14 protein-coding genes are annotated in these 13,677 nt (G+C 48.7%); 12 read left to right on the top strand and 2 right to left on the bottom strand.

The genetic code is table 11. From position 1 onward, the window contains the following. Window positions 1-69 precede the first annotated feature (69 nt). The 7 genes from H6F68_RS07440 to H6F68_RS07410 are packed head-to-tail and all read left to right on the top strand — an operon-like array spanning window position 70 to window position 6,495. A complete protein-coding gene (locus H6F68_RS07440) occupies window positions 70-930 on the top strand; it encodes an ABC transporter ATP-binding protein (RefSeq protein WP_190557769.1) in 861 nt (286 codons plus the stop codon). 23 nt (window positions 931-953) lie between these two features. Continuing rightward, complete coding sequence (locus tag H6F68_RS07435; protein ID WP_190557767.1) at window positions 954-1,949, top strand: ABC transporter substrate-binding protein; 996 nt, start codon at window positions 954-956, stop codon at window positions 1,947-1,949. A 30-nt stretch (window positions 1,950-1,979) separates the two neighbouring features. Continuing rightward, on the top strand, window positions 1,980-2,762 hold the full coding sequence (locus H6F68_RS07430) for an MBL fold metallo-hydrolase (RefSeq protein WP_190557765.1): 783 nt from the start codon (window positions 1,980-1,982) through the stop codon (window positions 2,760-2,762). Continuing rightward, window positions 2,759-3,544: a creatininase family protein gene (locus H6F68_RS07425; protein WP_190557763.1), complete on the top strand. Its 786-nt coding sequence runs from the start codon at window positions 2,759-2,761 to the stop codon at window positions 3,542-3,544. The genes H6F68_RS07430 and H6F68_RS07425 overlap by 4 nt, the downstream gene beginning before the upstream one ends. A 24-nt stretch (window positions 3,545-3,568) precedes the next feature. Continuing rightward, on the top strand, window positions 3,569-4,930 hold the full coding sequence (glnT, locus tag H6F68_RS07420) for a type III glutamate--ammonia ligase (RefSeq protein ID WP_190557761.1): 1,362 nt from the start codon (window positions 3,569-3,571) through the stop codon (window positions 4,928-4,930). 60 nt (window positions 4,931-4,990) lie between these two features. After that, window positions 4,991-5,842: an ABC transporter permease subunit gene (locus H6F68_RS07415; RefSeq protein WP_190557759.1), complete on the top strand. Its 852-nt coding sequence runs from the start codon at window positions 4,991-4,993 to the stop codon at window positions 5,840-5,842. Window positions 5,843-5,889: 47 nt separating this feature from the next. After that, the gene (locus H6F68_RS07410; RefSeq protein ID WP_190557757.1) at window positions 5,890-6,495 is read left to right on the top strand and encodes a cysteine hydrolase family protein; all 606 of its coding nucleotides are present in this window, start codon (window positions 5,890-5,892) and stop codon (window positions 6,493-6,495) included. Window positions 6,496-6,502: 7 nt separating this feature from the next. Here H6F68_RS07410 and H6F68_RS07405 read toward each other — a convergent pair whose 3' ends face one another. Both H6F68_RS07405 and H6F68_RS07400 read right to left on the bottom strand, forming a co-directional pair. Further along, window positions 6,503-7,285: an isoprenyl transferase gene (locus tag H6F68_RS07405; protein ID WP_190557755.1), complete on the bottom strand. Its 783-nt coding sequence runs from the start codon at window positions 7,283-7,285 to the stop codon at window positions 6,503-6,505. A 53-nt stretch (window positions 7,286-7,338) separates the two neighbouring features. Then, entirely contained in the window at window positions 7,339-8,340 is a 1,002-nt protein-coding gene (locus H6F68_RS07400; protein ID WP_199299957.1) for a ferritin-like domain-containing protein, read from the bottom strand. Between H6F68_RS07400 and H6F68_RS29295 the strand changes: the two genes are divergently transcribed. The 5 genes from H6F68_RS29295 (at window position 8,339) to H6F68_RS07380 (ending at window position 13,624) form a co-directional block, all read left to right on the top strand. Beyond that, entirely contained in the window at window positions 8,339-8,467 is a 129-nt protein-coding gene (locus tag H6F68_RS29295; RefSeq protein WP_255527346.1) for a hypothetical protein, read from the top strand. The genes H6F68_RS07400 and H6F68_RS29295 overlap by 2 nt on opposite strands. Window positions 8,468-8,540: 73 nt before the next feature. Continuing rightward, window positions 8,541-10,946 carry a tetratricopeptide repeat protein gene (locus tag H6F68_RS07395; protein ID WP_190557753.1) on the top strand — a complete coding sequence of 802 codons (2,406 nt, stop codon included), beginning with the start codon at window positions 8,541-8,543 and terminating at the stop codon, window positions 10,944-10,946. Between the two features lie 117 nt (window positions 10,947-11,063). Continuing rightward, on the top strand, window positions 11,064-12,044 hold the full coding sequence (locus H6F68_RS07390) for an aldo/keto reductase (protein ID WP_190557751.1): 981 nt from the start codon (window positions 11,064-11,066) through the stop codon (window positions 12,042-12,044). Window positions 12,045-12,226: 182 nt separating this feature from the next. Next, window positions 12,227-12,454, top strand: a complete 228-nt coding sequence (locus H6F68_RS07385) for a hypothetical protein (RefSeq protein WP_190557749.1) — start codon at window positions 12,227-12,229, stop codon at window positions 12,452-12,454. A 189-nt stretch (window positions 12,455-12,643) separates the two neighbouring features. Next, window positions 12,644-13,624, top strand: coding sequence for an ROK family protein (locus H6F68_RS07380; RefSeq protein WP_190557747.1), 981 nt, complete (start codon window positions 12,644-12,646; stop codon window positions 13,622-13,624). The last annotated feature ends 53 nt before the right edge of the window (window positions 13,625-13,677 follow it).

Raw genomic sequence — 13,677 nt, 5'->3', positions numbered from 1 at the left:
TAGAGGTTCAATCTGCCTCGGTTCTTCGGAGCAGCACCGTAATCCTTCCCGCCTCAGGAGCTTTTTGCAATGCTAAGTACTGATTCAAAATCTCGTAAGTTGCTAGACCGCGCTGCTCAACCCCAACCAACACATCCAATACCTTCTCCCACAGGTGCAAAACTAGAGGTTCACAATGTCTGCAAATCCTACGGTCTCAAGGGTAAGCAATTAAGAGTACTGGACGATATTAACTTACAGATTCACTCTAGAGAATTTGTCTGTTTGGTTGGTGCCTCTGGTTGCGGCAAGTCCACGTTACTCAATATTGTGGCTGGGCTGGCTGCCCCTTCCTCTGGTGCGGTCTTTGTCGATAGTCAGTTGGTGACAGGTCGCCCTGGTTCCGATCGCGGCATGGTATTTCAGGGATATACCCTCTATCCTTGGCTGACCGTAGCTCAGAATGTGGCGTTTGGGTTACAACTCCGCCAAATGTCAAAAGCAGAACAGCGCGATCGCGTGGGTTACTTCCTGAATGTGGTGGGGTTATCAAAGTTTGCCAACAGCTACCCCAAACAGTTATCGGGTGGGATGAAGCAACGGGTGGCGATCGCCCGGGCTTTAGCCAATGAGCCCGCTGTGTTACTGATGGACGAACCCTTCGGCGCTTTGGATGCTCAGACCAAAGAACAAATGCAACAGTTCTTACTAGAGCTATGGGCGCAAACCCATGTCACCGTGATGATGATTACTCATGACATTGAGGAAGCCATCTACTTATCGCAACGGGTTTATGTCATGAGTGCCCATCCGGGTCAAATCAAAGCCGAGATTACGATTCAATTGCCAGAACGTCGAGAATTGGATATTAAACTTTCTCCCACCTTTGTCGATATCAAACGGCAAATTATTCATACCCTCCGTCACGATGTTGCCCCAGTTTCTCTTTAGTTAATTAAATTCAATCAGACTCCATGCGTAAGTTCCCTTCTTTGATTCGGTTGCTGGGTTTAGCGTTCCTGTCTTTAGTTCTTAGCATTGCCTGCTCTCAGCAACCCAATGCCAATGCACCTCAATCTCAATCGTTGGTTTCTGCTACCAATAACTGGGTTGGCTATTCTGGTCATCACGTAGCGGTAGGCAAAAATCTTTTCTCCCAAGCAGGGCTAAAAGTTCAAGATCTGTTTTTCCAGAGTGCTACAGAAGAGATGACCGCGTTCCTAGCAGGAAAGGTAGATATTGGTTGGTTTACCTCTGGGGATGCCATTCAAATGGCGGCTAAAGATCCTTCGATCAAAATGATCTACTTGGTGGACTACTCTAACGGTTCCGATGGCATTATTGGCCGTGGGATTAAATCTCCTCAAGATGTCAAAGGCAAAACGATCGCCCGCGAAAATATTTTATTTGAGAAAGTTTTGCTCCGAGCCTATTTAGAAAAAGGAGGGCTGACTGAAGCAGATGCGATCATTAAAGATCTAGCAGCGGCTGATGCGGCAACCGCTTTCGCAGCCAAACAAGTGGATGTTGCCGTTTCTTATGAACCTTACTTGAGTAAAGCCGCACAGCAAGGAGGAGGAGAAATCATTTTCTCCACCAAGGATACCAACTTAATCGCTGATGTGATTGCGGTGCATGACAAGTTGCTGCAAACCCGTCAGGCAGATCTACAAACTTATCTCAAAGCAGTCGATCAAGCTGTGAAGCTTTTGAATGCAAACGATGCCGAATCTCTCAAGCTTGCAGGTAGAAGGCTAGGGGTGAGCGCTGAGGAAATCAAAACGCAATTGGAAGGCGTGAAACTATTTGATTTAGAAGGCAATAAATCCGTCGGTTTCAACGCCAGTAATGCCAACAGTTTGATTGGCAATTTGGACATGACTGCCAAAGCCGCTTATGACTTTAAGTTTGTGCCTCAGGCTCTCAAGGTTGATTCTTTGTATGACGCTTCCATCGTGAAAGCAGCATAATCATCCATTGCTTATCTGTTCGCTATCATCATGTGCAACAAACCTGTCTGTGAGCATTGGTTTTCTACCCAGCGGCTGCGAGACGACCTATATCTGATTACAGAGCCTCACTATTACGCCTATAATCGCGCCAATCTTTGGCTAATCAAAGGCCAAACCCAAGATCTACTGGTTGATACCGGGTTAGGAGTAGCGAGTCTGCGGCAACATATTGCTGCTTTGATCGATAAACCTTTGCTAGCGATCGCCTCTCACATTCATTTCGACCATGCAGGTGGCCTGTATGAGTTCGATCAGCGAGCCATCCATGCGGCAGAAGCAGAGGCTCTGCGGCGAGGCGATGATTATGAGGCGCTGTGTTTACCAGAGCAGGGTTGGGTGCAACCAGATCATTTCGATCTGCTACCTCACGCTGGGTTTACAGTCGAGCAATACACCCTCCGAGAAACTGAGCCTACTAGAGTCCTACAAGAAGGAGATGTGCTGGACTTGGGCGATCGCGCCTTGGAAGTGTTGCATCTACCCGGACATTCGGCTGGCTGTATTGCTTTGTATGATCCTGGCTCTCAAGAGCTGTTCTCTGGCGATGTGATTTACGACGGTGAGTTGCTAGATGAACTGCATTGCAGCCATATTCCCACCTACACAGCGACCTACGAGCGATTGCAAAAGCTACCTGTAGAAACAGTCTATCCCGGTCACTACACTATTTTCGGCCAAGAACGGTATCACCAAATTATGCAGGACTATCTAGAGCGCCGCCGCCAACCGGGATGTCCGATCGAGTCTCTGCCAGGAAGTGTGAGACCATGACTCGCTCAGACAACCCAACCAACCAACCTGTACTTTGGGAAGAACTAACTTGGGAGCAGATTACCCAAGTGCGAGACAGTGGGATCAACATGGTGATCCTCCCAATTGGAGCAACTGAGCAACATGGTTTGCATTTGCCCGTTGGTGTAGATACTTTCTCCGCGATCGCCGTGGCTCATGGAGTCTCAGCTCAAACAGGCATCCCCGTGTTACCTGCTTTAGCTTACGGTTGCTCTCTAGGTCATTCCAAAAAATGGCCTGGAACGATCTCCCTACGCCCAGAAACCTTGGCTAAGTTAATTTTGGAAATTGCTGAGTGGGTTTATAGCGCCGGATTCCAGCGTCTGCTTCTGTTGAATGGTCACGTGACCAATTGGGCACCACTGCGTTGCGGCCTGGAGAAGGTGCGGCATACCTACCCTGACTTCCGGATTGCCTTGCGATCGCTTTGGGAAATCACCCCCCAGATTCATCAGTTCTATCACCAAGATGCGGCTAATTTTCATGCCAACTGTGCCGAGACTTCCATGATGTTGGCGCTACGGCCAGATTTGGTGCAGATGGATAAGGCACTAGATGAACCCGATCGCTCGGCTGGTTGCTTTTTCGCCTACACAGTCAACAAGGAGAGCGTTCATGGAGCAGTGGGAACCCCTAGCCAAGCAGATTTTAATTTCGGCAAACAAATCTTAGAAAGCTGTGTGGCAGAGCTAAGCGCCCAATTGCAACGAGCCATGTCGGAAGGAACCCCGCTCGAAGAGATGCCTCCCACCATTCAGTAACGCCCGAACTTGAAGGATAAGAAGATGACTGAAACCCTAATTCCAGAATCACAAGCACTCAAGGAATCGCTACAAGATCAAGGCGTAAAGTATGCCCTAGCCAGTTTTGTCGATATCCACGGCATGTGCAAGGCTAAATCCGTACCACTGAACCACTGGGGCCAAATGATGACAGGGTCAGAGCTATTTACTGGGGCTGCTCTCGATGGTGTGCCACAAGATGTCAGCGACGAAGAAGTGTCAGCTCGTCCCGACCCCAACTCAGCGGCTATCTTACCCTGGAATTCAGAACTGGTTTGGCTGGCCAGCGATCTTTATCTCAAAGGAGAACCCTTTGAAGCTTGCTCTCGTGGCATCCTCAAGCGAGTTCTAGCCGAAGCCGCTGCGCTGGGGTTTACCTTCAACTTAGGGATAGAAACCGAGTTTTTTCTTCTCAAAGAAGGAGAAGATGGCAAAGTCGTTCCGGTGAGCGATCGCGACACCTTATCCAAACCTTGCTACGACCTACAAGGACTGCTAGATAACTACACCTGGGTCACAGAAATTGTCGAAGCCATGAATAGCCTGGGATGGGATGTCTACTCCTTTGACCACGAAGATGGCAATGGCCAGTTTGAAACCGATTTCGCTTACTGTGATGCCCTAAAAATGGCCGATCGCTTTACCTTTTTTCGGCTTATGGTGAAAGAGATCGCTCGTAAGCATGGCTTTTTTGCCACCTTCATGCCCAAACCCTTTGCCAATCGGACAGGGAGCGGTGCCCACTACAATATGTCTTTGGCAGACATTCAGACAGGAGAGAATCTGTTTTATGAGCCTGATGATACGCGGGGTTGTAAACTCTCAAAATTGGGCTATCAGTTCATTGCAGGCATCCTTAAACATGCTCCTGCCATTTGCGCCGTCATTGCCCCCACAGTCAATAGCTACAAGCGATTGGTGGCCAGAGGTAGTATGTCAGGTTTTACTTGGGCACCCATCTATGTCTGCTACGGCAACAATAACCGCACCAACATGTTGCGGATTCCCTTAGCAGGTGGACGAGTAGAATGCCGCGCTGCTGATATTGCCAGCAATCCCTATCTGGGTGCCGCTATGCTGTTAGCCGCTGGATTAGAAGGAATTCGTGAGGGCATTGATCCAGGCGACCCCAATACCGAAAACATGTATAACTACTCGTTGGCGCAATTGGAGGAGATGAGGATTCGCTTTCTGCCGCGCAACTTAGGAGAGGCGATCGCGGCTTTTGCCAGTGACCCTCTGAGCGAAAAGGTGATGGGACCGTTGATGTACAAATCCTACATCGAGTTTAAGTCCCAGGAATGGGAGGAATATCACACCCATGTCTCCGACTGGGAAATCCAGCGGTACTTAAAGTTCTTCTAGACCTGCGTTTTCCTAAATAGCACTTTTCACCAATTCTTAACCCTAGCAGAGGCCATTTCGGTGACTCAATCTAGCCTGACGAATTCAGAACCTATCCGTGAATATCACTATTTGCAGCCCTCGACTTTTTGGAGTATTCGCCAAGGCTTTCCTAAATCACTGTCTTTTCTCCTCATTGCCGTCTCCCTAATCGTTCCATTATTACTCTGGGCTGTGGTTAGCTCTTTGGGGTGGGTATCGCCAATCTTTTTGCCCTCCCCAGCCCTTGTATTTCAAGCTGGCCTCAAAATGTTTACTGAAGACAATCTAGCGTTGGATGTCTTAGTGAGCAGTGGTCGTGTCTTGGCTGGTTTTCTGGCTGCCGCAGTCATTGGCGTACCAATGGGATTGGCAATGGGCACGTTCTACAGCCTGGACAGTTTGTTTGCTCCCTTAGTCGGCACGGTGCGTTATATGCCCGTGACTGCATTTGTGCCGTTAATCGTGATTTGGCTAGGCTTAGGAGAGCCTTCCAAAATCTTGATCATCATGTTGGGAGTGGTGTTGTACAACGCCATTATGGTGGCAGATGCAGTGAAGTTTATCCCCCATGAGATGATCAACGTAGCTTATACGCTGGGTGCAACTCGACGGAATGTTGTCTTCAAAGTGATTATCCCTGCTGCCTTCCCTAGTGTCCTAGATACGCTTCGCGTCAACATCTCCGGAGCCTGGAACTTCTTGGTGATTGCAGAACTGGTAGCGGCGCAGAATGGTTTAGGCTTCAAAATTATCCAAGCCCAACGCTTTCTACAAACCGAAAAGGTATTGTTCTGCATCGCTTTAATTGGGGTAATTGGAGTTGTGATTGACTACGGCTTAAAATCGCTTTCGCAAAAGCTCACGCCTTGGGCTGACCAGATTCGCCATTAATTTTCACGCAAGAGCATGAGCTAAATGGTCACTTATGCAGGTATCTGATGACGTTTCAATTTAATCCCCAAACAACCGCACTGATCTGTATTGATTTCCAAACGGGTGTGTTTACTGGCGAGGGTGGATTGCCCCACGTAGGGACAACGGAGGTTTTGCCAAAAGCCAAGCAAGTACTAGCAGCCGCACGAGCCGCCAAGATGCCCATAATCCACTTTAAGGAAATCCATCGCAAGGAAATGGTAGACTTTGGCCGAGAACTCGATGGTGCGGAACCAATTCATTGCTTGGAAACTTGGCCCAGCACCGACTATTACTGCGAACTCGCCCCCATTGAAGGAGAATTTGCTATTGGTAAACGCCGCTATAGCTGCTTCTTTGGTACTGACCTAGAAATACTTCTACGAGGCTTAAAAGTTGACACCCTAATCTTGATGGGCACGATGACCAATGTTTGCGTCCACTACACCGCCGCCGAAGCCCACCACCGCGACTATCACTTTCATGTCATCGAGGATTGCTGTGCTGGTTCCGATTGGGAGGCTCACTGGGCGGCACTGAAGGCGATGGCATATCTACAACGATCGGCCCGGATTAAGCACGATGAATTTATCCAAGCGACAAGATTGATATCTCCAGCAGCGATCGCCTAAAGCACAACTACAGGACAGCCTGAGCCGCAGAATTAGATAGTGGCGTGGAGACAGTTCCGAAACGGCGATCGCGTCCCTGATAAGCCAACAAAGCTTGATGAAAAGCAGCTCGGTCAAAATCGGGCCAAAGGATATCTGTAAAATACAATTCTGTATAAGCCAACTGCCACAATAGGAAGTTGCTCAAACGCAGCTCGCCACTGGTACGAATCAGGAGATCCGGATTAGGGATATCAGCAGTATAAAGATATTGCTCAATTAAATCCTCTGTCACATTAGCGGAACTAAGATTTCCCTGCTGCACTTGCTCAGCCACCTGGCGACAAGCCCTCGCAATCTCAGCGCGACTGCCATAATTCACAGCCACATTAAATTGCAGCACTCGATTGTTAGCTGTGGCTATGGTTGCATGGTGAATTTCTTGCTGTAAAGCGCCCGGTAGGATAGATAAATCTCCAATAAAAGTGATTTTTACTCCCTCGCGTTGAATTTCAGCCAATTCCTGACGTAACAGGCGCTTAAACAGCAGCATCAGGAAATTGACCTCCTCAGGCGATCGCCGCCAATTCTCAGTCGAGAAAGCATAGGCAGTCAGCGATTCAATCCCCCAATCTTTGCAGCAACGTAATAGCGCTTTGAGAGTTTTAGCACCTTGACGATGCCCCGCAACCCGTGGCCAACCCCGTTGGGTCGCCCAGCGCCCATTCCCATCCATAATCACTGCCACATGACGAGGCAAGCGTTGGGGATCTAAATCAGTAGGTAAAGACGAAAGAAATTCAGTAGCCATGTCAGTTTTAATTCTCGGTTTATATCAATTACTCATCATCAAAAAGATGTTTTTCATCCTTCAAATATTTCTCTTCCTCTTTCATCCTTCCTCCGCTCTTCTTCATCCTTACCAAAAAGCTTCTGCAACTCCGCAGCCCTCAAACTCCTGCTCCAGCCATAAAGACGGTGCAAAACTCGAGTACAGGTAAAAATAAACGTGGCTCGGTTGCTCCAAGACCAAGACTGCCAAGCCAATACGTTCGTCATCCGATGGAGAGTGCCAACCAAACTACTGCGATTCTGGCTGTAAGTCAGTCGTCCTTGCATCGTTTGTAGTAAGGTGAGACCAATATGAGGCAGAGAAGACTCCGGAAATGCCCAAACTCCAAATCCCCAGAATTTAGTCATGTGATTGATCTCATCTCGTACCAACTCTTCTAGGACTACCTGGAGTGGGCCTGTCGTATGTGCCATCAGCCAAAGATAGAGACAGGTGGCACCATATTCGGTCGCGATGCGATGGAGACCATGCCGATAGAGATCGTTGCGGGGATTATCAGACGATTGATAAGAGCGAACCGATCGCTGAGTTGGTGTGATTTTTTCACCTGTCAGTTGGGTGTAGACCTTCATGAGAGCTGGTGTATGTTGTCGCTCCTCCTTTTCCCACAAACCTGGCTCTATCAGGGAACCATGCTCGTCTACGCTACCACCCACAAACCGAGCCATCTGTGGATGCAACTGCTCTAAGTACAGCCGACTGGTTTGTGTATATTGGCGAATGGGAGCTTCTGTGTCGATCGCGCCTTTGAGAATCGCCAAAAACACATCTAGGTCAATTCCAACTACTTGCTGACGGTCGATCGCTTGCCAATCAATCGGTTGCCAAGGCCGAGTCTGTGGGGTTCTAAACTGAACTGGGAGATCTTCTAGGCGATCGCGCAAATGTTCTACAGAGAGATAGCGATTGATCAGAGCATCAATTCGATGCTGAATCTGCCAGAAATTCAGGTCTTGGTGGTACTGGCCTGCCAAATCTATTGAAGTTAAGTTCAATTGCAGCATTTCAACCATGTTTCTCTCAACCAGCTCTTTTTCTGTAGCTTATAAAGGCGCAGCATGCTTTGTCAGTCGGTTGGAGTCGGGAGTTTTATCCGAGCAAAAAGTCGGAAAGTCGGAAAAACCGGATGAGCCGTTGTAGCCAAACTGAGTTGTCAGTCAGACTGTAACCTTGTACGAGGTAGACTAAATACAACTTTGCGATGTGGCTATCAATGGACGCTGAAGCAGTATTGGCATGGGTTGACACCCTAGCTCTGACCAAAACTGGGCAGCGTCTGAACGATTTGCAGAAAACAATTCTGCGAAAAGTCTGGCAGGGGCATAAGTATTTCGAAATCGCCGCTGACTACGGTTGTACCGAAGGGCACGTCAAGGATGTTGGTTCCGACTTATGGAAGTTTCTCTCTCAACAACTTGGTGAAAAGATTAATAAAACCAACTGCCGAACCGCGTTAGCTCGATATTTTCAAGCCACCACAATCACGTCACAAATTTCTCGCACTCAGTCTCTCTCGGCTTCTCCCCCATTCCATCCAGGCATAGCTCCAATCACAGAACCTACTAACTTTGTTGGACGGACAACCGCGATCGCCCACCTCCATCGTTTAGCCAGTCAAGGAGCCAAGGCGATCGTCATTCAGGGAGAAGGCGGTTTAGGGAAAACTACACTGGCCCAACAATACCTGCAAGCCCAAGAATTTGAGGTAGTTTTAGAACTGTTGATGGCGAAGGAAACACAAAATATTACCTCTGCTGAACGGGTCGTAGAAGAATGGCTCCAGCACGACTTTAGCCAAGAACCCAGCATAGACTTTGGCGTAAATTTAGGGCGACTCAAGCGACAACTGCAAACTCGGCGCATTGGCATCTTGATCGATAACTTAGAGCCTGTCCTAGATTTGCAAGGACGATTATTAGCCGCCCATCGCAACTATGTCGAGCTATTGCGGATCTTGACCGATGGCCGAGTCCGATCGCTGACCTTAATTACCAGTCGCGATCGCCTATGTGAATCGAGCCTCAACCTACTGCACTATCGGCTGCCCAGCTTAGAACAGGAAGCTTGGAATCAATTTTTTCAGCATCAAAACATTGCAATTAATAAATCAGTACTGCAAAAAATGCACCGGGCCTATGGCGGAAATGCTAAGGCTATGGGAATTCTCTGTGGTGCGATTCAGGAAGACTTTGCTCATAATATGGCGGCTTACTGGCAAGAAAACGATGGTGATTTGCTAGTGACCACTGACTTAAAAGATTTAGTCGCCAGCCAGGTCAATCGGCTGCAAGCGCTAGACCCTCAAGCGTATCGATTGTTTTACCGTTTGGGCTGTTATCGCTACCAAGATGTCCCCACCATTCCCACAGCAGCACTACTTTGTTTACTGTGGGATGTTCCATCGACGCAGCAGCGGCAGACCATTGCCTCTCTACGCAACCGCTCTCTGATCGAACACCATAACGGCAGCTACTGGCTGCATCCCGTAATCCGGGCAGAGGCGATCGCCCGTCTACGAGCTAGTGATGAATGGGTCACTGTAAACCACAAAGCAGCGGAGTTTTGGACTATTAGTGTCCCTGCAATTGAAACGGCCAAAGATGCGCTACAAGCCCTAGAAGCCTACTACCACTACATCGAAATTAATGATTTTGAGGCAGCGGGCAGCGTGATTCTCAAAAGTAGAAATAATCAGTGGCAGCAGTTTCTCCCTCTCGGTAGCACCTTATATCGGATGGGGCTATTGCAACCGCTACTCGCTGCCATTACTCAAGTAATTCGCAATGTGCGCTCCGATCGCAATCTCAGCGAACTCTACAACATCTGGGGAGATTTGCACTGGATTACAGGCAAAATTCATCAGGCGATCGCTTGCCAAGAAACAACGATGACGCTGGCTCATCAAGCCTTGCAGTCTCTCCCTATTGCCCCTCAAACTCCAGCCGAGAAACATCAGCTTTACTACTTCAAAATGCTGAAAGTCGATTCTCTACTCAGCATTGGGCTTTACAAAATTGATCTATGGGAGTTAGCGGATGCCGCCCGTTTGTTTCAGCAAGTAATCGCTCTAGCTCAAAACACCGAACACCACCGCTGGGCCGAAAAAGCCACTGTCTGTCTAGCTTTGGTCAATTCTTATTTGAATTTACCCAGTGCATCTCTCACGTTGGCGGAGACAATCTATCATTCCCTCCTGACCGAGCAGTTGGCAGAGCACAGCGGGAGATTTGCTTATTTCATTCAGATTCTGGGTCAAACTTATGTCAACTTAGGCAATTTCGAGAAGGCAAGGGCTATGTATCAGATGGCGTTGACCTTTTCTGAGGCAGGTTGCTACACCCAAATCAAAGCCAAAACTCTCAATGGTTTAGCCGAAATTGAACGCCAACAATCTGCTTTTGATATCGCCCTCAATCATCACGCCGAAGCGATCGCTCTTTTAGAACAAATTGGTGCCAAATGTGACTTGGCTGAAGCTTATTTCCAGCTAGGACTCACTCACCAAAAGATGAACAACATTGTGAGTAGTCAAACCAACTTTGAGCGAGCCATCCAGCTCTTTACAGAAATGCAAGCGCCTCAACAAGTGATCAAAGTGAAGCAAGCCCAGAGGTCATAACAAGGTGATCGCGTCCCTAATTAGCTCAGAAACCTAGACAGAATCGGGCGATCGCCCACTAGACTAACAAAGGAGGCTATTTCCACCTAAGATAACCAGTAACTGAGACTACGAACCATGCAGAGTAACCAACCACTTTCCCTACCTTTAATGGGATGCGGCACCTGGGCCTGGGGCAATCGTTTGCTGTGGGGCTACGACGAGAGCATGGATGAGCAGTTACAAGCTGTCTTTAACCTGTGCGTTCAGCAAGGGGTGACGCTATTCGATACAGGCGATTCCTACGGCACAGGCAAACTCAATGGACGTAGTGAGCAATTGCTCGGACAATTTACCCAAGCGTATGTCGGCCCCAATCAAGCGGAGATCTGTATCGCGACGAAGCTGGCCGCTTATCCCTGGCGATTGACGCGCAAAGCAATGGTGTCGGCGGGACAAGCTTCAGCTCAACGTCTAGGGAGAAATGTAGATTTGGTACAGATGCATTGGTCTACGGCGAATTATGCACCTTGGCAAGAATGGTCTCTCTTAGATGGTCTGGGTGATCTATATGAACAAGGACTCGTTAAAGCGGTAGGTCTCTCGAATTACGGCCCGAAGCGCCTACGGCAAGTCCATCAAAGGCTGGCAGAGCGGGGCATTCCTATCACTACTTTACAAGTGCAATACTCGCTGCTGTCTACCTATCCCGTTACAGAGTTGGGATTGAAGGATGTCTGTGACGAGCTGGGCATCAAACTCATCGCCTATAGTCCTCTGGCTCTGGGAATCCTAACAGGCAAGTATTCTGAGCAAGGCCCCTTTCCCAAAGGTATTCGTGGGCTCCTCTTTAAGCAACTCCTGTCAGGTAGCCGACCGTTGCTAGATTGCTTACAAGCGATCGCCACCTCTCGCGACAAAACCATGTCTCAAGTTGCCCTCAATTGGTGTATTGCGAAAGGCACTATCCCCATTCCTGGCGCAAAAAGCGTGGAACAAGCCCAGCAAAACATCGGGGCTTTAGGATGGAAACTGGATGCAGGTGAGATTGCAGAACTCGATCAAGCAGCCGCTAGCGTAGACAAACCGATGGTCCAAAATATTTTTCAAACCAGGTAAATTCGCCATCTACTCTTTTTGTGATAGTTATCACAAAAAAACTAAGCTTTAATCACTGAAACAGAGGAACTACATCACTGAGAAATCCTTGCAAAATCACCTTTGTAGCGCGGGTGACATCACTAGAAAGTCTGTTTAATTAGGTGATATTGAGGGTAGACAAAACTCCCTTTAGAAATATCATGTTAGTCAGCGCATGTCTACTACCTTCTGCCCTCTCTGATCTATTTGCTCAGTCTCAAGACTCTGGCAAAATCACCCTTGCCGATCGCCACGGAATCAGAATTGCTCTGCTTCAGACAGCTCTCGATGAAGAAGAATTAGGCTCTATCGATCGCCTACTCCATGCCATTCGCCGAGGCCGAGTTGAGGTAGTCGATGAACTGTCTGTCATCCTCTCAGATAACTAGTGCATTACTCGTTCTATCGATCGCGCTTTCATTTCTTCAAGCTTAAAATTCTAAAGTTACAGCCGTAGATCAGCATTATTTTTAACGCCACAAAGTAAGTTCATTAATCAGACCTTCTATTCTCTGTTGTGCAGGGGCAAAACTCATTCAACCTGTAGAATTAAAAGCGATTGCTTCCTAGCAAGTTGGTTGAGTCGAGACAAGCCTGTGACAGAAACGCCTTTATTACTCGCCCTAGATTTTGGCGGCACAAAACACGCAGCAGCACTGATTGGGCAGGGTGAGACCCAATGGCGAGATTCCCGCCGTCAGCTCTCTCCTACCGAACCTAACGCTCAGACCGATTGGGAGATTATGCGATCGCTGGCTCATGAACTGCTGCAAGGTGCTAAGCCGAGTGCGATCGGAGTCAGCTTTGGTGGGCCAGTCGATGCCAAAATCGGAACAGTGCGGCTCTCTCACCATGTGCCAGGTTGGGAAAATGTGCCCCTACAGCAGTGGCTAGAAACAGAATTTGGTGCTCCTGCTAGGGTGGATAACGATGCTAACGTTGCTGCCTTAGGCGAGCATCGCTTTGGAGCGGGCCAAAGCTGTGACAGTTTGTTCTACATCACCATCAGCACGGGAGTGGGCGGCGGCTGGATTCTCCACGGCCAACTGTGGTCAGGAGCCGAAGGGATGGCAGGAGAAATTGGTCATATCGTCGTTGATCCGGATGGGCCGCTGTGTTTGTGTGGCAAGCGAGGTTGCGTGGAACGGTTAGCTTCTGGCCCTTACATTGCTCAGGCCGTACAAGAACAGCTAGCAGCCCAACCGCACCGAGGCCAAATTCTGCGATCGCTCGTCAACCAAAATCTAAACGCAATCACCGCTCAAGTAGTGAGCCAAGCCACAATTCAAGGCGATGACTTAGCTTGGGAAGTTTTGGAAGTAGCAGCCTGGGGGCTCGGTCTGGGAATTGGCAATGTAGCTAACTTGATGAATCCGCAACGCTTTATTTTAGGTGGGGGGGTAACTAAATCAGGAGCACAGTGGTGGGAGACAGTGCGGCAAACGGCTCAGACTACCGCGCTACCAGAAGTTCATTTTGAAATTGTGCCTGCGGCCTTAGGTGATGAGGCTCCTTTGTGGGGAGCTGTGGCGTTGGCTAGCGATCGCCTCCAAGCATAATCTTTTAAGCTATTACCACTATGGTTTGTGATGCCCCTCTCACAGCTCCCTTA

Origin of the sequence: Trichocoleus sp. FACHB-262 (assembly GCF_014696035.1) — a bacterium.
Taxonomy (GTDB): domain Bacteria; phylum Cyanobacteriota; class Cyanobacteriia; order FACHB-46; family FACHB-46; genus Trichocoleus.
The sequence above is the reverse complement of the archived record's forward strand: the minus strand, read 5'-3'. Positions and strand labels throughout refer to the sequence as shown.